Here is a 21,256-nt window from a genome sequence, read left to right on the forward strand (position 1 = left end):
TGGATTGCCGGTCAATAGCCGCGCGCCGGGCCGCCCCGGGGGCCGTAGGGGGCGCGTTCCAGCCACTCCCCGCAGCGGGGGACCACCGGGGACAGGGCCGCCGCCGCGCGCTGGGTCGCCCGCTTCCACGGCCGGGGCCGCAGATGGTCCAGGGCCGCCCCGGCGGCCTCGCTGTTGTAGAGGGCCGCGCTCCGGCGGGCGGAGGCGTACCCGGCCACCGTCGCGGGTCCCCGCGATGGCTCGGAGCATGCCGCCGACACCGCCTCCGCCGCCGCGACCGCGTCCGCGATCCCGCTGTTCATGCCTCGGGCCCCGAAGGGCGGGAAGAGATGCGCCGCCTCGCCCGCCAGCAGCACCCGGCCGGACGGATCGGCGAACGACGCGGCCACCTTGCGCAGGAAGTGGTACCGCGACACCCACAGCACCCGGTGGGCGCAGTCCTCGCCCACCAGCCGGGGCAGCCAGCGGCGCAGCGCCTTCTCGGTGGCGAAGGACTCCGGCGGATCGTCCGCGCGGCACTGGAGATCGATCTGGAAGCCCCCGGTGAACGGCACCCGCAGCACGGTGCGGCCGCCGGTACCGGGGTGCTCGTAGTGGAAGACCCGCTCGACCGGCAGGTCCCCGCCGGGCGGATCCGCCACGTCCACGACCACGTGATAGCCGTCGGACCGGGTGCCCTCCAGCGGGATGCCCAGCGCCTTGCGCACCCCCGAACGGGCCCCGTCGGCGGCGATGACATGGCCGGCCGTCCAGCTCCGGCCGGCCCCGTCGGTCACCGTCACCCCGTCGCCGTCCGCGCGCACCCCGGCCACCTCGGCGTCGAAGCGGAACTCCACGCCCGCCTCCGCACACGCCTCGTGGAGGAACCGCTCGGTGTCCACCTGACGCAGGCTGGTGAAGGCGGGCAGGGCCGCGGCGGCCCCGTCCCCGGAGGCCCGCGGAAAGGTCTGTACGAACACCTCGCGGCCGCGGTAGAGGGTGCGCCGGGTGCGCCAGGTGGTTCCGTACGCCGCGATCCGGGCGCCCAGTCCCGGGCGGGCCCGCTCCAGCAGCCGCAGCGACCTCCGGTGGACGAACAGCGCGCGGCTCCCGGGGCGCACCCGGTCCCGCGCCCCGGCCTCCAGCACCAGGACCGGCAGCCCGGCGGCGCGCAGGGTGAGCGCCGCCGTCATCCCGACCGGCCCGGCGCCCACCACCAGAACCGGCCCGCCGCCCTTGCCCGCCGCCATGTCAGCCACCGACCGGGGCGGTGGACAGGGTGGGCAGCTCACCCGCGGCGAGCTGCCGGGCGATCTCCAGCCGCTTGATCTTCCAGGTGGCGGTGCGCGGCAGATCCTCGAAGCGGCACTGCACCGGCTCGGCCAGCGCCGGGAGATCCTCGGTCGCCCGCCGCCAGCTGTCGGGGTCCAGCGGCTCGTTCCCCCGGGTGCACACCACCGGTACCGGCTCGCGCCCGGGACCGTGGACGATGATCACTTCCCGGAGGTCGGCGAACCGCGACAGCAGCTCGTCCTCCACCTCCAGCGTGCTGTCCACGGTGGAGATCTGGTCCACCTCGCGGTCCAGCAGATACAGCGCGCCCCACCGGTCGCGGTAGCCCATGTCGCCCATCCGCCACCAGCCCCGGTCCACCTGCCGGGCGTAACTCTCCGGCGCGCCGAGATAGGTGAGGATCCGGCCGCGGGTGCGGGCCTCGATGGCCCCCGTCGCACCCGGCGGGCACTTGCGGCCCCGCTCGTCCACCACCCGGATCCGGGTGAACCCGGGGATGCCGGTGCCCACCCGCCGTGCCTCCACCCGGTCCGCGCCCCGCCGGGTGTACCAGCCGAAGGCGACGGGCCCGGTCTCGCTCTGCCCGTACAGCTGCATCAGCCGGGGGTCGCGGCGCCGGGACGCGGCGAGCAGCCGCCGCACCGTACGGGGGTGGATGGCGTCGAACGTGGAGCCGTACGCCCGGACGTTGGACAGCGGGCCGTTCGGCCCGTCGGCCAGCTCCTCCCACAGCACATAGGTGTTGGGATGCGTCTCCACGATGCCGGGGCGGTGCGCCGCCAGCAGTGGACCCGCGTGGGCCGGGTCGGGGTCGACGAGCAGCAGCAGCGGGCTGCCGAAGTGCAGCAGTACGCCCAGCAGATGGTAGAAGCGGGAGTGGACGAACGACATGTGCAGCGCGGCCGCCTCCCCGCGGGTGGCCCGGCCCAGCGCCTGCTGGGGCACCAGCCGGTTCCACATGGCGTGCGGGCAGTGCACGGCCAGCTTCGGTATGCCGGTGGTCCCCGAGCTGTGGGTGATCAGCGAGGGCTCCCGGGGGTGGAGCCGGATCGCCGGGTGGCGCGCCACCCCGGCGAGCGCGGCCAGCGCGATGGTGTTCCCGGGCGCCTCGTCCACCGTCAGCACGCCCCGGGCCAGGGTGGTGTCCACCGTGCTCAGCGTGGACTCCAGCGTCGCCCGGTCGGTGATCAGCCAGGGGGCGTGCAGCCGGTCGAGCAGCACCGCGGCCACCTGTCCGTCCAGCGCGGGCGACAGCAGCGCCGGGACCGCGCCGATCCTGGAGACGGCACAGGTCAGCAGCACGATGTCGGCGTTGTCGCCCTTGAGGATCGCCACATGCTCACTCGGGCGCACCCCCGCCGACCACAGCCGGGCGGCCAGGTCGTCGACCAGATCGGCCAGTTCGGTGTAGCCGAGGTCGGTACCGGCGTCGGGGGCGACGTCCAGTGGCCGGTCCAGGGTCACCCTGACCCTGCCGTGCCGGGCCGCGGCCTCCTGGAACATCAGCCCCAGATAGAACCCGCGCTCGGGGAGCAGCCGCTGCAACATATCGAGTTCCTCATCGTTCGAAGTCGGTCAGGGGGCCGCGCGCTGCGGCGCGGCGGCAAGCCGGTTTGACCCGTCACCAGCGGCCCGTACGGACGACATGGCGCCGCAGCTTCCCCGTCGGGGTGCGCGGCAGCGAGGCCACCAGGCGTACGGTGCGCGGCGCCTTGTAGGCGGCGAGCCGCCGCCGGGCCAGCGCGATCAGATCGGCCGTCAGCCTCTCCTCGTCCACCGCAGGGCCGTCCGGGCCGCCGTTGCCGCCGGGGTTGCCGGAGCCGTCCCGGTCGTCCGTCCGGCCACCCGTATCGTCCGTCCGGCCAGCCGCGCCGGCCGCCGGTACGACATAGGCGCGCAGCCGGGTCGCGCCCCGCTCGTCGGGGACGGCCGCCACCGCCACCTCCCGTACCGAGGGGTGCTGCCGCAGCACCTCCTCGACCTCCAGCGGCGACACGGTGATCCCGCCGACCATCTCCAGGTCGTCCACCCGGCCCAGATGGCGGTACGTCCCGTCGCGCCCGCGCCGGGCCCGGTCCCGGGTGGCGAGCCAACCGCCGTCCTCCGGGCGGCCGGTGGCCACCGTCGGGCCCCGCACCCACAGCTCGCCCTCGGCCGAGCCGTCGGCGCCGTCCGCCACCACCGCGCCCTCGCCGTCCCGTAGCTCCAGCTCGAAGCGGGGCACCGGACGGCCGAGGGTGCCGGGGACGTTGTCCCACACCGTGTTGGCGCAGAAGGCGTGGCCCGCCTCGGTGGAGCCGATCTGCTCCAGCACCGGTGCGCCGAGCAGCTCACCGACCCGCTCACCGAGCGCGGGCGGCAGCCCCTCGCCCGCGCTGACCGCGGCCCGGACGGAGGTGAAGCAGGCCGTGTGGCCGGTGCCGCGCTCGTCCACCAGGGCGGCGTACGAGGACGGCACCGAGTACAGCAGGGTCACCCGGTGCCGGGCCACGAGGTCGTCGATGAGGGCGGGTCCGGGACGGTCCGCGGTGAGTACCGCGGCCGACCCCGAGAAGAGGGGGAAGGCGAAGGCGTTCCCGAAGCCGTAGGCGTAGAACAGCTTGGACACCGAGAACGACACGTCCGACGGGCCGATGTCCAGCACCTCCTGCCCGACCAGATCGTGATAGGCGGCCACATCGCCATGGCTGTGGACCACCGCCTTGGGGCGGCCGGTGGTCCCGGAGGTGTACTGGACGTACAGCGGGGTGGCGGCCGTCACCGGCTCCGCCGCCGGGGCCGGGGCCGCCGAGCCCGGCGTGGCGGGCGGGCCGGTCAGGGCCGACAAATGGTCGGCGCCGAGCCAGGGGACGCCGTCGAAGTGGTCCTGGAGACCGGGGCCGGAGACTGCCAGCGCGGCGCGCGAGTCCTCGGCCATGAAGCGGTGGTCGTCGGCGGTGAGCGCGGGGTTGACCAGCACCGCCACGGCGCCCAGCCGGGCGGCGGCCAGAAACGTGGTCACCCACATGATGCCGTCCGGCGACGCCAGCAGCACCCGGTCACCGGCCGCCACCCCCCGGCCCGCCAGCACGGTGGCCGCGCGCTCGGCGCGGTCGTGGACCTCGCCGTGGGTCCAGACCCGGTGGCCCTCGAAAAAGGCGGCCCGGCCGGACCAGCCGCGGCGGTCCGCGAGCGCCGCGAGATGCGCTGCCACGTTGGCCGAGACGGTGGGCCCGACGGGCATGGGCGGGGCGGACACCGATACGGCGGTCACCGGCCGAGCTCCTTCGCCGCGGGGGCGGGCGGCGCCGCGGCGGCGGCCACCAGCAGATCGCCGATCTCCCCGGCGGACGCGGGCTCCCCGCCGGACGCGGGCTCCACGGCCTGGTAGGCGCGCATGGTGGCGGCGGTCTTCAGCAGCATCTCCTCGTACTCCTCGGCCGGATCGGAATCGAGAACGATGGCGCCGCCCGCGCCGATGTGCATCCGCCCGCCGGTGAACACGGCCGTGCGGATGACGATGTTGAGGTCGGCCGCGCCGTTGCAGCTGAGGTAGCCGAGCGCGCCGGAGTACACGCCGCGGGCCCCGGTCTCCAGCGAGTCGATGATCTCCAGGGTGCGCAGCTTGGGCGCGCCGGTCATGGAGCCGCCCGGGAAACAGGCCCGTACGCAGTCGACGGAGGTGGTCTCCGGGCGCAGCCGGCCGCGCACGGTGGAGACCAGCTGGTGGACGGTGGCGTAGGTCTCGGTGTTCATCAGCCGCGGCACATACACACTGCCCGGCGCGCACACCCGGCCCAGGTCGTTGCGGAGCAGATCCACGATCATCAGGTTCTCGGCGCGGGCCTTGGAGCTGGAGGCGAGGGCGGCCAGCGTCCGCGCGTCCTTCTCCGGGCTCTGGCCGCGCGGGGCGGTGCCCTTGATCGGCTTCGCCTCGGCGGTGCCGTCGGGGGTGATGCGCAGAAAGCGCTCGGGGGAGGCGCAGGCCACATCCGTGCCGTCGAACCGCAGATAGGCGGCGTACGGCGCCGGGTTGAACCGCCGCAGGGCCCGGTAGAAGGCGTAGGAGTCGCCGGGGGCGGGCAGCCAGGCGGAGTTGGTCAGGCAGATCTCATAGCTCACCCCGGCGCGCAGCTCCCGCAGACACGCCTCGATCGAGGCCAGATACCGCTCCCGGTCCCGCACCAGCCAGGGCTCCACGGCGGCCGTGGTGGTGAGGGCGGGCGGTTGCGGGGCGGGTCCGGTGAGCGTCGGCACCCCGCTGAGCACGGTCACGGTGGTGTCCAGCCAGTCCTTCGCCTCCCGGTGGCCGTCGGGGGTGTCCTCGGCGAGGCAGCAGATGTAGGTGACGCCCTCCTGGTGGTCGACGGCGACGAACCGGTCGGCGAAGAGCCAGCAGGCGTCCGGGGTGGCGGCCCGGTGGCGGTTGGGGGAGCCGCAGTCGGCCTTGAGTTCGTAGCCGAAGTAACCCACATAGCCGCCGGTGAAGTCGAAGGGCAGATCGGGGGCCTTGATCCGGCGGCGGTTCAGCTCCCGCTTGAGGTAGTCGAAGACGTCGCCCTCGACCCGTACGGCGGGCCGTCCCGCCCGCTCGACCTCGCACCCGCCGGTGTCGGTGTCGTAGCGGACGAACTCGGCGAGCGGGCCGGTGCCGTCCCCGAGGAAGGAGAAGCGGGCCTCGCCGGACTCGGCGCGCGAGCTGTCGAGCCAGAACGCGTGCGGTGCCTCGGCGTACAGCCGGGTGAAGGCCGCCTCGGTGTCGGTGGCGTCGGCCAGCCAACGGGCGTGCAGCCGGTAGCCGGGGCCCTCCGGGGGTGGCTCCGCCGGAGCCTCCTTCTTGGGGGCGGGCCGGGCCAGTTCGGTTCGGGGGTCCGCTCCGGGGGCGGGCGGGGAGCCCGGCGCGGTGGCGTTCTTGGTCTTGTTGGCCGTCCTGGCCGCCTTCGCCGCCTTGGAGGCGGTACGGGCGCGGCGCGGCTCCTCGGCGGAGGCGGAGGCGGGGGCCACGGCGGAGGCGGGGGCCACGGTGGACGTCACCGACTCGCCGTTGGCGTGCTCGACGGTCAGATCGCGGAAGTTGCCGAGCATGCGGTGGCCGTATCCGGTCAGCACCGACTCCGGGTGGAACTGGACGCCCCACAGTGGCCGGGCCCGGTGCCGCAGCCCCATCAGCACACCGTCCTCGGACCAGGCGATGCCCTGGAGCCCCAGCGGCAGTGGCTCGGCCACGCACAGCGAGTGGTAGCGCACGGCCGTGAAGTCCTGTGGAAGGCCGCGGAACAGCCCGCGCCCGCCGTGTTTGATCCGGGACAGATGCCCGTGCTTGGGCTCGGGCGCGGACACCACCCGCGCCTGGGCGCCGAGCGCGATCCCCTGGTGCCCCAGGCACACCCCCAGCACCGGGATGGGCGACCGCTCGATCAGCCGGGCGGTGGCGCCGAAGTCCCGGGGGTCCGCCGGATGGCCGGGGCCGGGGGAGAGCACGATGTTGTCGAACGCGGAGAGATCGATGTCCGCGCACTCCGGCGCGTCATGCAGAAGCACCTCCGGTTCCTCGCCGTTGACCTCGGTCAGCAGATGAAAGAGGTTGTACGTGTACGAGTCGTAATGATCGACGAGGAGTGTCCTCAGCGATTCCATCCGGATTTGCCTCCTTGCGATGAGAAAACCGACCGGGTATCACCCGCCCCGGTCCTCGGGCCGCGAGGCCCCGCTCGCCTACCGGCGAGCGCGTGGGCCGTCGGCCGCCATCCGCCTGTGACGTCCTCGTATCGACTGAAGCGGTGGGTAGAGCCACTTCTTCAGAAGCCGTTGCAGCCGCGGCATGACCAGCCAGGTCACCATCGCGGTGACACCGAGACACAGGGCCAGTGTCCGCAGCAGGAAATTGGCGTCCTTGATGAACGGGATCACCAGCACATTGAAGATGAGAACCGGAGGGAAGACCGCGCTCAGATTCACCAGCCACAGCTTCCATTTGGGCGGTGGCGGCAGCGGCCGCACCGGCCCTTTGAACCAGTTCTCCAGTCCCGCGGTGCGCTGTGTTCCCTTTTCCTCGACGAAGGGCCCGGTACGGGACGCCAATCGTGCGCGCTCCAGCGAGGAATCCCATGCCCGAGCCGCGCCTTCCGCCTCGAACCGGTAGAGGACGTGCCACTCCGAGGAGGCCGAACCGGATCCCATCACCCCGCCTCCGAGATATCCCGGAAGGCTTGCCGCGGCATTGAGCATCTCGATCGCCCAGGCATAGAACTCGCTTTCGCGGCCGGGGTCCACCCGGTATGCGGCAGTCACCGTGACCGGTTCACTGTCCACTCCAGCCGCAACTCCTTTCCGTGCCGTTACCTTCGCCTGTTGTGCCCGGCGAGATGACACGAAGTGTTCCACACCGTGCGATCGGGAACAGTGGAATGCTCAACAACGTACATAAAAACCCGGATAGGCCGCCGTGACCTGGGCGTTACCTACGGTTCGGGGTTCTGACAGGACCGCGACGGGGCCGCCGATAAAGAATCTCCGAGCGCGATTGAACATGACGAAGCGCCGGGCCGTATGAAACATAATGCGGCCCGGCGCCTCGTGGTTTCGATCAATCGGTCGGCTCGATCGGCCGCGTCTCCGCGATCAGCCGAGTACCTTCTCCAGCGCCGCCAGCGCCCCCTCCAACTCGGCGCGGGTGATGGTCAGCGGCGGGGCCAGACGGATCGTCGAGCCATGGGTGTCCTTGACCAGGATCCCCTCGGCCATCAGCCGCTCGCTCACCTCACGGCCGGTGCCGAGCGCGGGGTCCACATCGACGCCCGCCCACAGCCCGCGGCAGCGGTAGCCCACGACGCCCTTGCCGGTCAGCGCGGCCAGCCCGTCCCTCAGCACCTCGCCCAACTCCCGTGCCCGGCGCTGGAATTCGCCGGTGCGCAGCAGATCGACCACGGCCGAGCCGACCGCCGCGGCCAGCGGATTGCCGCCGAAGGTGGAGCCGTGCTCGCCGGGGCGCAGCACCCCGAGCACCGCATGGTCGGCCACCACCGCCGACACCGGCACGATGCCGCCGCCCAGCGCCTTGCCGAGCAGCAGCACATCCGGCATCACCGACTCGTGCTCGACGGCCAGCGTGGTGCCGGTGCGGCCCAGACCGGACTGGATCTCATCGGCGATGAACAGCGTCCCGGTGCGCCGGGTCAGCTCGCGCACCCCGCGCAGATAGCCGTCATCGGGGATGACGACGCCCGCCTCGCCCTGGATGGGCTCGATGAGGACCGCCGCCGTGGTCTCGTCGACGGCGGCCTCCAGCGCCGCGAGGTCGTTGTACGGCACGACGCGGAAGCCGGGGGCGAACGGGCCGAAGCCGTCGCGGGCCACGGGGTCGGTGGAGAATCCGACGATCGTCGTCGTGCGGCCGTGGAAGTTGTCGGCCGCCACCACGATGGTGGCCTGGTCCGGGGCGACGCCCTTCACCTCGTACGCCCACTTGCGGGCGACCTTGATGGCGCTCTCCACCGCCTCCGCGCCGGTGTTCATCGGCAGCACCATGGAGAGCCCGGTGAGCTCCGCCACCCCCTCGGCGAACCCGGCCAGCCGGTCGTTGTGGAAGGCCCGGGAGGTCAGCGTGAGCCGGTCGAGCTGGCGGTGGGCGGCCTCGATCAGCGCCGGGTGGCGGTGGCCGAAGTTGAGGGCGGAGTACCCCGCCAGCATGTCCAGATAGCGGCGCCCCTCGACGTCCCGGACCCAAGCGCCCTCGGCGCCGGCGACGACCACGGGCAGCGGGTGGTAGTTGTGCGCGAGCGAGGTCTCCTCGGCGCGGATCAGCTCCTGGGAGGAGCGAGCCGCGCCGTTCGCCACGGCCGAGCCGGAACCGGAGGCGGAGGAGTCGGAGGCGATGGGGGTGGTGGCGGTCATCAGCGGATCTCCTGTGTGCAGCACTTGATGCCCCCGCCGGCCTTGTGCAGTTCCGACAGGTCGACGGGGACGGGGACGTAACCGCGGTCGGTGAGCTGGTCGATGAGCCCGGTGGCCTGGGGCGCGACGAAGACATGGCGGCCGTCGGAGACGGAGTTGAGCCCGAAGGCCATGGCGTCGTCGCGGGTGGCGATCAGCGCGTCGGGGTAGAGCCGCCCCAGCACCTCACGGCTGCCGGGGGAGAACGCCTCCGGGTAGTAGGCGATGTTCCGGTCGTCGAGGACGAACAGCGCGGTGTCCAGGTGATAGAAGTACGGGTCCACCAGCAGCAGGCTGATGGTCGGCACCCCGAAGAACTCCTGCACCTCCTGATGGGCCGCCCGGGTGGTGCGGAAGCCGGTGCCCGCCAGGACATAGGGCCCGGCCGGCACCAGGTCGCCCTCGCCCTCGCACACCGATTCCGGCGGATGGACGTCGAATCCCGCCGCCTTGAACCACCGTTCGTAGGCGAGCTGTTCCGGCCGGCGCTGCGGTGCGTGGAATCGTGAGCCGAAGACCCGGCCCTCCAGGACGAGGGCCGAGTTCGCCGCGAACACCATGTCCGGCAGGCCCGCCACCGGTTCGATGAATTCGACCCGATGACCGTGGTCGCGGTAGGCGCGGATCAGCGTCTCCCATTGCGTCTGGGCGAGGTCGGTGTCGACCTCGGTGTCCTCGCGCATCCAGGGATTGATGGCATACCGCACATCGAAATATCTGGGTTCACAGGTCAGGAAGCGCCTGGGGCGCGGCACACGCGTAAGGGGCAACGGAGGATTCCTCTCGCTTCCGCGGGCGACCGGGGGATGAATCAACGGTAGAAAGCGGAAGAGAGGGGAGACAAGGAAAGAAGACTGCGCGTCGGCGCACCGACGCTGCGTGCGGAGGCCGGTTCGCGGCGGTTCATTGCGTCACCGTGGCGGGAGGGGCCGCGCCGGCCTCCGCACTGCCCGTGAGCAGGTGCGACAGCACCATGTAGCTGATCGTCTGGCGGACGAAGGGCTCGGCCCGGATGCGCTCCAGAACCTCCTCGAAATGCTCCACATCGGTGGCCATGACATGCAGCAGGGCGTCCGCGCCGCCGGTCACCGTCATGGCCGCGATGATCTCCGGATAGTTGCGCACGACCTCCGCGAGGCGCCGGGGCGGCGCGGCGCTGTCGCAGTACACCTCGACATATGCCTCGGTCCGCCAGCCGAGGGCGGCCGGGCGCACGGTGGTGGTGAAGCCGGTGATCACATCGGTCTCCCGCATCCGGTCGACGCGGCGCTTGACCGCGGAGGCCGAGAGCCCGATCGCGGCGCCGATCTCCGTGAAGCTGGTCCTGGCGTTGGCGACCAGCGCCGCAACGATTTTGCGGTCCAGATCGTCGAACGGTACGGACTGATGTGTCATCGTCTATCACCCTTTGCGTCTTTCGTCCCCGGTGTGCGGGGTCTCTTCCCTATGCTCAAAACCGCCGCATACTCAGTGAGTGCCTGAGGCGTCCTTTTCTCTACGCTCTTTCAGAAAGATTCCACAAGAGGGGGCGTGAACCGGGGCGCGAGCCCCCTTTTCTCCGGGGTCGCGCGGTATGGGCTCCGGGGGTACAAGGGCGGTGCACCGCAACGGCCGAATCCACCGCGGTGATACGACACCACCTACCGGCCCCGGTCCCTCCAGGCGTAGCGTCAACTATTCCACCTGTCCTTTCCGGACGATGAGCGGCTCTCCCGACGGAGACGACTCACCATCCAACGGGGAAAGGCTTCGAGTACGTCCAACGCCGCGCCGCACGCGCCGAATTCACTATGAACCGATTCCGGAACACCGGCGGCCCCACCGTGCATTCGGCGACTCGCCGTACCGGCGGCCCCGTACTCCGGTGTGAGCGAAAGGGACCACCGTCATGACCCTCCTCAGATCCGGCAGGGCGTCGTGAGCCCGCGCCGGCACCCACCCCGGCCGGCCCCCGGGGGCCCCGGAAACCCCCGGGACGCCGTCGTCACCGGGCTGGGCTTCTGCCTCCCGGGCGGCGCCGAACCCGTCTTCACCACGGCCCAGGTGTGGGACATCGCCTCCCACGGCCGCACCGTCCTCGGCCGGCACGGCATCCACTACGGCTCGGTGCGCCTCAGCGCCGAGCAGTTCGCCGAACGCCTCCCCGACATCCCCGAATTCTTCTCCCGCCACTACACCAACGCCCACCGCTACGGCCTGGTCTCCCTCGTCGAGGCATGTGCCGACGCGGAACTGGACGTGACCGCCGGTGAGCTGGGCGAGGCGGCCGTGCTCGTCGGCCGGGGCGGCGTGGACGCCAATGTCGACAGCTATGTCAACCTGCTCGGCGCCGACCCCGACTCCGCCACCCCGCTCGACGCCGTGGAGACGCTCGTCGCGACCGAACAGGCCGTTTCGCCCTCCGACGTCGTCCTCGTCCAGGGAGCCCTGGCCCGGACCGTCGGACCCTGCTTCACCGTGTCCTGCGGCTGCGCGTCCGCCGCCGTGCAGATCGGCAACGCCCGTCGGCTCATCGCGGCCGACGAGACCGATCTCGCGCTGGTGACCGGCGTCGACGTCTTCAATGTCGGCCTGATCCAGAAGAGCCAGCGGCTGCTGCGCGGCGCCCAGCACGCCCACGACGCGACGGACGCCGTCGGCATGCCCGATCTGCTGCCCTCCATCGACTCCCTGATGCGTCCCTACGACCGGCGAGCGGACTGCATCAACCACGGCGAGGGATCCGCCACCGTGATCCTGGAGAGCCGGGAACACGCCCAACGGCGGGGTGCCCACATCTACGGCCAGGTGCTCGCCACCGCCCTGACCCGCGACGGCCTGGCCAACCCGCTCGCCGCCGACGACTCCGGCGCCCAACTGATCAGGGCCGTTCGCCTGTGCACGGGCGACCGCTGGGGGATCGAGCAGTTGCCGTACATCAACGGCGCGAGTGACGGCGACCCGGTCGTCACCGCCCTGGAGGCCAACGCCGTCCGCGAGCTCTACGGCCCCGACTCCACAGTGCTGATGTCCTCCCAGGAAGGATGCTTCGGCCACCTCGGATCGGCCTCGGGCTGCCTCGACCTCGCCCTCACCGTGATGATGATGGAGTACGGCGAGGTGTGCCCCACCGCCAACTGCGAACAACCCGCCGACGGGCTCCCCTTCGACCCCGTCCCCGGCACCCGCACCCGTCCCCTCGACTTCGACCACGCGCTCAGCTTCAACTACCAGATCGGTGGCGTGAAGCACGCGATGCTGCTGGGCGGCCCGGACGCCACCTGAGTCCGCAACCCCCGCGGCGATCTCCACCCCACGGCCCCTCACGGCCCCCACCCCGGGCCGAGCACCACCCACGGAGACCCCGATGCGTCAGCACACTCCTGCCCCCGGCCGTTCCCCCGGCCACATCGCCATCGTCGGCATGGGCTGCCGGCTCCCCGGAGACACCGACTCGCCCGCCGCCCTGTGGCGGCTGCTGGCCGACGGACGCGACGCCGTCGGCGAACCGCCCGCCGAACGCGCCGCGCTCTGGGCGGCCGACCCCGCCACGACCGCCCGGCCCGCCTCCGCACCGCCCGTACGCGGCGGATATCTGCGCGATGTGTCCGGCTTCGACGCCGACTTCTTCGGCGTCTCCGGACGCGAGGCCGATGTCCTCGACCCCCAGCACCGGCTGCTGCTCGAAGTGGCCTGGGAGGCCCTGGAACACGCCGGAATGCCACCCGACCGGCTCGGCTCCACCGACACCGGCGTCTTCGCCGGGATCAGCTACAACGACTACATGAACCGGCTCGACCGCCGCCCCCGGGAACGGGAGGTCGAGGGCTCCGTCCTGACCAACGGGCACTGCGTCGCCACCGGCCGGATCTCCTACCTCCTGGGCCTCCACGGCCCGTCGGTGGCCCTGGACACCGCGTGCTCCTCCTCCCTGGTCGCCATCCACCTGGCCGCCCAGGCGCTGCGCGCCGGGGAGTGCGAACTGGCCCTGGCCGGTGGGGTGACGCTGATGTTCGAGCCGCGGACCACCCGCTCGTTCGACCAGATGGGCATGCTCTCGCACACCGGCCACTGCCACACCTTCGACGCCGCCGCCGACGGTTTCGTCCGCGGCGAGGGCTGCGGCATCGTCGTCCTCAAACGCCTCACCGACGCGCTGCGCGACGGGGACCGGATCCTCGCCGTACTGCGCGGCTCGGCCGTCAACCAGGACGGCCACTCCGACGGGCTCGCCGCGCCCTCGGCCACCGCCCAGCGCGCCCTGTACGAGGAGGCGCTCGGCCGCGCCGGCGTCGACCCCGCCGACGTCGGCATGGTCGAGGCCCACGGCACCGGCACCCCCGTCGGCGACCCGGTCGAATTCACCAGCCTCGCGCAGGTCTACGGGACCGGCCGCGACCGCTGCGCCCTGGCCTCGGTCAAGACCAACCTGGGCCATCTGGAACCCGCCGCCGGTGTCACCGGGCTGATCAAGGCCGTGCTGTGCCTGGGCCGTGGACAGATCCCGCCCAATCTGCACTTCACCCGGTGGAACCCCGCCATCGCCGCCGAGGGAACCCGCTTCTTCATTCCCCGCGAGCTCACCCCCTGGCCGGTGCGGACCGGCCCCCGGCTGGCCGTCGTGTCGTCCTTCGGCTTCTCCGGGACCAACGCCCATATGGTCCTGGAACAGCCGCCCGCACCCGCGCCCCGCCCCACACCGCCACGGCCCCGGCCCGCCACCCGCGCCGTTCCGCAGGTGTTCCTCGTCCCGGCGGGCTCCCCGGCCGTGCTGCCCGGCGCCGCCCGCCGGATGGCCGACTGGCTGGAGGGCGACGGCGCGGACACCCCGCTGCGCGACATCGCCCACACCCTGGCGCTGCGCCGTGGCGCCGGCCGCGGGCGGCTCGGCGTCATCACCGCCTCGCGCGCCGAACTCGTGGACTCCTTGAGGGCGTTCGCCGATGGTCAGGCCCACCCCGCCGTGGTGAGCGGGGCCGTGGGCGCCGCGGTCTCCCGCCGGCCGATCTGGGTGTTCTCCGGACAGGGCTCCCAGTGGCCCGGCATGGGACGGCGGCTGCTGGAGACCGAACCGGTCTTCGCCGAGGCGCTCGCCGAGGCCGACGCATTCATCGCCGCCGAGTCCGGCTTCTCGGTGCTCGACATCGTCCGCCGCGGTGCGCCGGTGACCGGCTGCGACCGGGTGCAGCCCGTGCTGTTCGCCCTCCAGACCGCGCTCGCCGCCACCTGGCGCGCCCACGGCGTGGAACCCGCCGGGGTCATCGGCCACTCCATGGGCGAGGTCGCCGCCGCCGTGGTGGCCGGGGCGCTCTCCCTCGCCGACGGGGCCAAGGTGATCTGCCGCCGCTCCGCGCTGCTCACCCGCGTCGCCGGAAACGGCGCCATGGCCACGGTGGGCCTCGGCGCCGACGAGGTGCAGGCCGAACTCGACGGCGGCGGCGCCGAAGCCGTCACCGTGGCCGTCATGGCCGCGCCCGGCTCCACCGTGGTGGCCGGGGACACCGCACAGATCGAACGCCTCGTCGCCGGCTGGCAGGCCCGCTCCGTCCCCGCCGCGCCGATCGCCGTGGACGTCGCCTCGCACTCGCCCCAGGTGGACCCGCTCCTGGCCGATCTGCGCACGGCCCTCGCCGACCTCGAACCCCGCCGCCCGGAGGTGCCCTTCTACACCACCGTCCTGGACGATCCGCACACCCCGCCCGCCTTCGACGCCGACTACTGGTGCGCCAATCTGCGCCACCCGGTCCGGTTCTCCGCGGCCGTCGCCGCCGCCGCGGCCGACCGCCACCTGGTGTATGTCGAGATCTCCCCCCACCCGGTCATCACCCACCCCGTCCTGGCCGGTCTCGCCGGTCTGGTGGAGGACCCCGTCGTCCTGCCCACACTCCGCCGCGAGGCGGACGAGCCGACCACCTTCCGGACCCATCTGGCCGCGCTGCACTGCGCGGGAGTCCCCGTCGACTGGTCCGTGCTGTACGCGGACGCCGCACTCGCCGACGTACCGCCCATCACCTTCGACCGCACCCGCCGCTGGGCCGACGCCCCGCCCCCCGCCCCCTCCGACGCGGTCCCGGCCGGTGCGCTGCCCGGCGCGCACCTCGAGGTGCCCGGCGAACCCGTCCGCCACTTCTGGCGCGCCCGCACCGGTACCGCGGCCCTGCCCTGGCTCGACGACCACCGGGTGCACGACGCCCCCGTCCTGCCCGGCGCGGCCTCCTACGCCCTCGCGCTCACCGCCGCCTGCGAGGTGTTCGACGCCGGGCCCGAGGAGGTCGAGGTCACCGATCTGCACTTCCGTGAACTGCTGCGGCTCGCCGACCACACCGACCTGTCCACCACGGTGACCCTCGCCGCCGCCGACCGCGCCGAATGCGAGATCTTCGGACGCGACGAGGACGGCGCCTGGGTGCGGCAGGCCACGGCGGTGCTGCGCAGACTCGCCGTACCGCCCCGGTCCCGCGCCGCCTCCGTCCGTACGCTCGCCCTGCGCCATCCCGTGCCCGTGGAGGCCGAGGCGTTGTACGCCAGCCTGCGGGCCCGGGGCGTGGCACACGGCCCGGCGTTCCAGGGCATAACCGAGGTGTCCGCCTCCCGCCACGGCAACAGCTTCTGGGCCCGGGTGCGGGTCCCCGAGGCCGCCCGCGAGCCCGGACACGGGCTGCGTGTCCACCCCGTCCTGGTCGACATGTGCGCCCAACTCCTCATCGCCGGACTGCTCGACGAGGACGACCGGCGGCTGATGCTGCCCGCGCGGATGCGATGCGTACGCGTCCTCGGCGACCCCGGGACCGCCGTGTACTGCCACGCCAGGCTCGCCGAGACCACCGCCGGAGCCACCATCGGCCACGTCCGCCTGCTCGACGCGGACGGCCGGCCGGTCCTGGCCGTCGACGGGCTGCGGGTCGTCCACCGGGCCCTGGAGCGCACGGCCGAGGTCGACCAGTGGTTCCTGGAGGTCGGCTGGCGGCGCGCCGCCCGGCCCCCGGCCACCCGGCCCCCGGGACGGTGGCTGATCGTCGGGGAGGCGGACGGCCCCGCCCGCCCGGTGGCCGCCGCCCTGCGCGCCGCCGGTGCCACCGCCCGGGTGTGGCAGGTGCCCCTGGCCGACCAGGGGCTCGACGCCTTCCGCGACGCCCTCACCAGCCGGCTCACCCGCTCCGGGGAACGGCCGCGCGCCGTGGTGCTCGTATGCGGCCCGCCCTCCGCCGAGGGCGGCGCGGAGGACGGGCTGCGCCGCACCCGCCGGCTGCTCGCCGCCGCCCAGGCACTCACCGACCGCTTCCCCGAACCGCCCCGCCTCTACGCCGCCACCTCGGGCGCCCGCACCGTGACCCCCGGCGACCTGGCCGACCCCGGACAGAGCGCACTCCGCGGACTTCTGCGGGTGCTCGCCCTGGAACACCCCGAGCTGCGGGCCACATTGGTGGACACCGACCCGGCCGCCCCGGACCAGCTCGCGGACACCCTCGCCGCCGAACTCCTCGCCGACGCCCCCGAGGACGAGATCGCACTGCGCGACGGAGCCCGCTACACCGCCGAACTGGACCACGCGCCCCTCACCGACACCGAGCGCACCACCGCCGCCGCCCGCACCGCGCACTGCGGCACCGACGGCTTCCGGCTGCGCGCCGGCCGCCTCGGTGACCTCGGCAGCCTGGAACTCACCACCAACCCCCGCCGCCCGCCCGGACCCGGTGAGGTGGAACTGCGGGTGCTGGCCGCGGGGCTGAACTTCCGTGACGTCCTCACCGCCATGGGGCTGCTCCCCGGCGACGAGGACATCCGCTACCGGCTCGGCTTCGAATGCGCGGGTGAGGTGAGCGCGGTGGGGCCCGGCGTCGACCACCTCCGCGCCGGTGACCGGGTGGTGGCCGCCGATGTGCGCGGCGGCGCCTTCGGCTCCTTCACCGTCGTCCCCGCCGACCGCACCGCGCCCCTCCCCGAGGGCCTGGACCCGCACACCGCCGCCGGGCTGCCGATCGCGTTCCTCACCGCCTGGTACGCGCTGCGCCACATCGGCCGGGTGAGCGCGGGGGAGCGGGTGCTGATCCACTCGGCCACCGGCGGCACCGGGCTGGCCGCCATCGCGGTGGCCCGGCTGTTGGGCGCCGAGGTGCTGGCCACCGCGGGCAGCGAGGAGAAGCGGCGTTTCCTGCGGGGGATGGGCATCGCCCGGGTGATGGACTCCCGGTCGCTGGACTTCCGCGACGAGGTCAAGGCGGCCACCGGAGGCGAGGGCGTCGACGTGGTGCTCAACTCCCTCTCCGGGGCCGCCATCCGCGCCGGTCTCGAATGTCTGCGCCCCTTCGGCCGCTTCGTCGAACTCGGCGTCCGCGACATCCTCTCCGACGCCCCGCTCGGACTCTCCCCGCTGCGCCACAACATCACCTTCTCCACCGTGGACCTCAGGGAGCTCCAGCTGGACCGCCCGCGGGAGTACGCGGCGATGCTGCGCGAGGTGCTCACCGCGATCGGCGAGGGCCGCCTCAAGCCACTGCGCTGCACCACCTATCCGCTCGCGGCGGTCACCGACGCGTTCCGGCAGATGGCCGGCGCCCGCCACATCGGCAAACTCGTGCTGACCATCCCGCAGGAGGGCCAGGTCGACGCGGTGCTGCCCGACGGACCCCGCACGGTGCGGGACGGCGGGGCGTACATCGTCACCGGCGGCCTGCGCGGCCTCGGGCTCGCCACCGCCTGCTGGCTGGCCCGCCAGGGCGCGGGCCACCTGGTGCTCAACGGACGGACCGCGCCGGTCGGCGCCGCCGCGCGTACGCTCGCCGAACTCTCCGCCGCCGGCACCAGGATCACCGTCGTCACCGGCGACATCGCCCGCCCGGACACGGCCGAGCGGCTGGTGGCCGCCGCCACCTCCGACGAGGGGGCGTCCCTGCACGGCGTCGTCCACTCCGCGATGGTCCTCGACGACGCGGCCGTGGCCAACATCCGCGATGACCAGCTGCGCCGCGTATGGGCGCCGAAGGCCACCGGGGCGTGGCGGCTGCACCAGGCCACCGAGGGACACCGGCTGGACTGGTTCGCGGTGTACTCCTCGATGGCCTCCCTGCTCGGCAACGCCGGACAGGGCGCCTACGCGGCCGCCAACGCCTGGCTGGACGGCTTCGCCGCCTGGCGCTCGGCACGCGGCCTGCCCACCCTCGCGGTCAACTGGGGCCCGTGGGGCGAGACCGGAGTGGCCACCGGCTTCGCCGACCGCGGCTACCAGACCATCCCCACGGACGAGGGGCTGCGCGCGCTCGGCGCCCTGCTGGCCCATCGGCGGGTCCAGACCGGGGTGATCCCCGGCGAACCGGCCACCTGGATCCCCGCCACCGGCCGCCGGTCCCCGCTGTTCGCCGCGCTGCTCCCCGGCGACGACGCCCCGGCGGCCACCCGGGAGGGCACCGGCGACATCCGCGCCCGGCTGGCCGCCCTCCCGGCCGGTCCAGCCCGCCGCACCGCGCTGGAGTCCTATCTCACCGAGCACATCCGAGCCGTGCTGCGGCTCAGCGGCACCACCCTCGATCCCCGGACCCCGCTCAAGTCGCTGGGCTTCGACTCGCTGCTGGCCATGGAGCTGCGGGTGCGGCTGGAGACGGGGCTGAGCATCAAGCTCGCGGGCAACTTCGTCTGGCGGCACCCGACCGTGGAGGCCCTGGCCGCCGGGCTCGCCCAGCAGCTGGAGCTCGACCCGGCCGACCGGCCGGAGGAGCGGCTGGGCGCTCCGGGCTGACGGGAGCGCGGGACCTCATCGGCGCCACCGGCGGGCGGCTACGGGCGGGCGTCCGGGCGCTCCGGGGAATCCGGGGCCGGGCGGGCCCAGGCGCTCACGCCCAGCTTGCCGGTGGTGCCCAGGTCGACATGGTCGGGCACGGTCTGCGCGTCCTCACCCCCGCCGTTCGGCGCGATCTTCAGATAGCGCCCGTCGGCGGCGGGACGCGTCACGTCCGTCACCAGATTCCGCCACGCCAGCCGCGCCACCGCCCGTTCACCGGGCTTCAGCCGCACCGGCCCGGTGGCCGTCTCGAAGCCGTCGAGGGTGGCGATGGCCGAGGCCCCGTGGCTGACCGTGACCTCCAGCGGCTCCAGGTCCTCGTCCAGTACCTGGACGGATGGATGGCCGCTCACCGTATAGGCGCGCGTGCCGCAGTTCACCAGCTCGATCCGCTGCACCCGCAGCCCCATTGCCGCGTCGGCCTCCGCCGCCCGCAGCAGCACCCCCGAGTCGGGGCAGGCCGCGGGAGCGGTGGGGGAGGGGGTGTCCGGGGAGGGTGTCGGGCCCGCCGGGCGGGACGTGGCCTCGTCGGGCACCGCGGCCACTCCCGACGAGGACTGCGTACCGCACGCGGTGAGCAGCCCGGCCGCCGCGAGCGAGCCGAGCAGCCGTCTTCGGCGGTGCCGGGCGGCGCTCCGGGAGAGGGGCGCCCGGGGTGTGGTGATCCCATTCGTGTCCATGCGGCTCATCCTGCCCCAACGCCGGGCGGGATGAGCCGCGTTGGACCGAACGTCCCGGTTACGGCGTCACGACGTCCGCCGTGGCCACCGGCCTTCCGCTGACGAACGACTGGTTGGCCGCGAGCCCGGTCACCAGGGCGAGCGCCCCGTCCTCCTCGGTGGCCCGCCGGCGGGAGGCGTCCGAGGCGTCCACGGCCGCGGCTCCGGTGGCCGCCGCCGGATCCCCCGGGCCGTCCGCCGAATCCACCCGGCCGTCCCCCGGATCCACCGGGCCGTAGAGCACATCGAGCATCCGCTCGTCCCCGCCGCCGTGCCCCGCGTGGTCGAACGCCGGCAGCTCCACCTCCCGCGGCGGCTCCCACAGCGGCCGCAGCACCAGCCGCGGACCGCCCGCGTTGGCCAGGGCCTGGTCGCCGTGGATGGTGCCGCGGCCGGAGGCGGTGCCCAGCAGCGGCGGCTGCCACGCGCTCTCCTCGACCTCCAGCTCCAGCCGGCCCCGGGTGCCGTTGAACATCACCCGGTAGCCCTCCCAGGGGGAGTAGGCGGTCAGGTGGTACGTCATGGTGGCGCCGGTGTCATAGCGGACCAGCAGCGCCATGTCGTCCTCGATGGTGATGCCGTCGCCGAACACATTGCGGTCGCGGTGGTAGCCGTCCGCGCCCTCGGCGTCCAGGTACAGCGAGCGCATCGCGTCGTTCTCGGCGAGCTCCAGCGCGAACGGGTCGTCCCTGGCGGCGGCGGCGCCGTGGGCCCGCTCGTACTCGCGCCGGTAGCCGCTGCGCTCGCCCGCCGCGCGGCCGTAGAAGCCGAGCCGGCCGTAGCCGAACACCTCCTCCGGCCGTGCCCCCAGCCACCAGTTGACCAGGTCGAAGTGGTGGCTGGACTTGTGCACCATCAGCCCGCCGCTGTGCTCCTTCTCGCGGTGCCAGCGGCGGAAGTAGTCGGCGCCGTGCCGGGTGTCCAGCAGCCACTCGAAGTGCACCGACAGCACCTCGCCGATGGCGCCGCCGGACAGCTGCCGGTGGACCTCCTCGTGCACCGGGTTGAAGCGGTAGTTGAAGGCGACCGCCAGATGGTTGCCGGTCTCCCGGACCGTCTCCAGGATGCGGCGGCACTTGGCCGCGTCGGTGGTCATCGGCTTCTCGGTGACCACTCGGCAGCCGGCTCGCAGCGCGGGCACGATGTACGCGTCATGCAGCGCGTCCACGCAGGTCACCACCACCTCCTGGATATCGTCCGCGCGCAGCCGCCGCTCGAACTCCTCCGGGCTCCAGGCGGCGGCCTCCGGCTCGCCCGCCTCCTTCAGCAGCCGCTGGTGGTGGGCGATGCGCACCGGGTTCGGATCACACAGCGCGGCGACCCTCAGCCGTGGGCGGCGGGCCAGCGCCTCGGTGAACATCTGGGCCCGGGAGCCGGTGCCCACCACCACGGCCCGGGACGGGGTGCTGCCGACGGTCATGCGTCCTCCAGCGGAAGCAAACGATTCAATCCGAAGTCGATCAACGCCTGCGCAGGATAGGACGATCGGCGGCCCGCCACCACGGGGAGCGCCGCACGGCGCCGGGACGGCCGCGCGGAGGGTGCACGGGTGGACCCTGTGCAAGGATGAAATGAGTGGACATGACCTCCAGGGCCCCGG

12 protein-coding genes are annotated in these 21,256 nt (G+C 73.4%); 2 read left to right on the forward strand and 10 right to left on the reverse strand.

Translation table 11 applies throughout. From position 1 onward, the window contains the following. Window positions 1–11: 11 nt before the first annotated feature. The 8 genes from ACJX2R_RS44245 to ACJX2R_RS44280 all read right to left on the reverse strand — a co-directional run bounded on the left by ACJX2R_RS44245 (window position 12) and on the right by ACJX2R_RS44280 (window position 10,578). The gene (locus tag ACJX2R_RS44245) at window positions 12–1,229 is read right to left on the reverse strand and encodes an FAD-dependent monooxygenase (RefSeq protein WP_413106106.1); all 1,218 of its coding nucleotides are present in this window, start codon (window positions 1,227–1,229) and stop codon (window positions 12–14) included. Window position 1,230: 1 nt separating this feature from the next. Further along, entirely contained in the window at window positions 1,231–2,820 is a 1,590-nt protein-coding gene (locus ACJX2R_RS44250) for a class I adenylate-forming enzyme family protein (RefSeq protein WP_413104680.1), read from the reverse strand. A gap of 73 nt (window positions 2,821–2,893) precedes the next feature. Then, a complete protein-coding gene (locus tag ACJX2R_RS44255; RefSeq protein ID WP_413106107.1) occupies window positions 2,894–4,495 on the reverse strand; it encodes an AMP-binding protein in 1,602 nt (533 codons plus the stop codon). Between the two features lie 26 nt (window positions 4,496–4,521). Next, window positions 4,522–6,888, reverse strand: a complete 2,367-nt coding sequence (gene pabB / locus ACJX2R_RS44260; protein WP_413104681.1) for an aminodeoxychorismate synthase component I — start codon at window positions 6,886–6,888, stop codon at window positions 4,522–4,524. A 78-nt stretch (window positions 6,889–6,966) separates the two neighbouring features. After that, on the reverse strand, window positions 6,967–7,563 hold the full coding sequence (locus ACJX2R_RS44265) for an antibiotic biosynthesis monooxygenase (protein WP_262702318.1): 597 nt from the start codon (window positions 7,561–7,563) through the stop codon (window positions 6,967–6,969). Between the two features lie 309 nt (window positions 7,564–7,872). After that, window positions 7,873–9,144 carry an ornithine--oxo-acid transaminase gene (gene rocD / locus ACJX2R_RS44270; RefSeq protein WP_413104682.1) on the reverse strand — a complete coding sequence of 424 codons (1,272 nt, stop codon included), beginning with the start codon at window positions 9,142–9,144 and terminating at the stop codon, window positions 7,873–7,875. Next, entirely contained in the window at window positions 9,144–9,953 is an 810-nt protein-coding gene (gene ddaH / locus ACJX2R_RS44275) for a dimethylargininase (RefSeq protein WP_262702316.1), read from the reverse strand. The genes rocD and ddaH overlap by 1 nt, the downstream gene beginning before the upstream one ends. A 133-nt stretch (window positions 9,954–10,086) precedes the next feature. Next, window positions 10,087–10,578, reverse strand: coding sequence for an Lrp/AsnC family transcriptional regulator (locus tag ACJX2R_RS44280; protein WP_413104683.1), 492 nt, complete (start codon window positions 10,576–10,578; stop codon window positions 10,087–10,089). Between the two features lie 522 nt (window positions 10,579–11,100). Here ACJX2R_RS44280 and ACJX2R_RS44285 point away from each other — a divergent pair. Next, on the forward strand, window positions 11,101–12,447 hold the full coding sequence (locus tag ACJX2R_RS44285; protein WP_413104684.1) for a beta-ketoacyl synthase N-terminal-like domain-containing protein: 1,347 nt from the start codon (window positions 11,101–11,103) through the stop codon (window positions 12,445–12,447). A gap of 82 nt (window positions 12,448–12,529) precedes the next feature. After that, window positions 12,530–18,895 carry an SDR family NAD(P)-dependent oxidoreductase gene (locus ACJX2R_RS44290; protein ID WP_413104685.1) on the forward strand — a complete coding sequence of 2,122 codons (6,366 nt, stop codon included), beginning with the start codon at window positions 12,530–12,532 and terminating at the stop codon, window positions 18,893–18,895. 38 nt (window positions 18,896–18,933) lie between these two features. Here ACJX2R_RS44290 and ACJX2R_RS44295 read toward each other — a convergent pair whose 3' ends face one another. Together ACJX2R_RS44295 and ACJX2R_RS44300 are read right to left on the reverse strand one after the other, a co-directional pair. Next, window positions 18,934–19,617 carry a DUF4232 domain-containing protein gene (locus ACJX2R_RS44295; RefSeq protein ID WP_413104686.1) on the reverse strand — a complete coding sequence of 228 codons (684 nt, stop codon included), beginning with the start codon at window positions 19,615–19,617 and terminating at the stop codon, window positions 18,934–18,936. Window positions 19,618–19,675: 58 nt separating this feature from the next. Beyond that, window positions 19,676–21,076 carry a Gfo/Idh/MocA family protein gene (locus ACJX2R_RS44300; protein ID WP_413104687.1) on the reverse strand — a complete coding sequence of 467 codons (1,401 nt, stop codon included), beginning with the start codon at window positions 21,074–21,076 and terminating at the stop codon, window positions 19,676–19,678. Window positions 21,077–21,256: the final 180 nt, after the last annotated feature.

The sequence above is a fragment of the Streptomyces sp. Inha503 genome, from assembly GCF_047215865.1.
GTDB lineage: Bacteria > Actinomycetota > Actinomycetes > Streptomycetales > Streptomycetaceae > Streptomyces > Streptomyces lycopersici.

Excerpts from the sequence above, each read along its gene's own strand:
- ACJX2R_RS44280 (WP_413104683.1), bottom strand. The coding sequence starts at position 10,578 with ATGACACATCAGTCCGTACCGTTCGACGATCTGGACCGCAAAATCGTT.
- ACJX2R_RS44300 (WP_413104687.1), bottom strand. The coding sequence starts at position 21,076 with ATGACCGTCGGCAGCACCCCGTCCCGGGCCGTGGTGGTGGGCACCGGC.
- ACJX2R_RS44245 (WP_413106106.1), bottom strand. The coding sequence starts at position 1,229 with ATGGCGGCGGGCAAGGGCGGCGGGCCGGTTCTGGTGGTGGGCGCCGGG.
- ACJX2R_RS44250 (WP_413104680.1), bottom strand. The coding sequence starts at position 2,820 with ATGTTGCAGCGGCTGCTCCCCGAGCGCGGGTTCTATCTGGGGCTGATG.
- ACJX2R_RS44255 (WP_413106107.1), bottom strand. The coding sequence starts at position 4,495 with ATGCCCGTCGGGCCCACCGTCTCGGCCAACGTGGCAGCGCATCTCGCG.
- pabB (WP_413104681.1), bottom strand. The coding sequence starts at position 6,888 with ATGGAATCGCTGAGGACACTCCTCGTCGATCATTACGACTCGTACACG.
- ACJX2R_RS44295 (WP_413104686.1), bottom strand. The coding sequence starts at position 19,617 with ATGGACACGAATGGGATCACCACACCCCGGGCGCCCCTCTCCCGGAGC.
- rocD (WP_413104682.1), bottom strand. The coding sequence starts at position 9,144 with ATGACCGCCACCACCCCCATCGCCTCCGACTCCTCCGCCTCCGGTTCC.
- ACJX2R_RS44290 (WP_413104685.1), top strand. The coding sequence starts at position 12,530 with ATGCGTCAGCACACTCCTGCCCCCGGCCGTTCCCCCGGCCACATCGCC.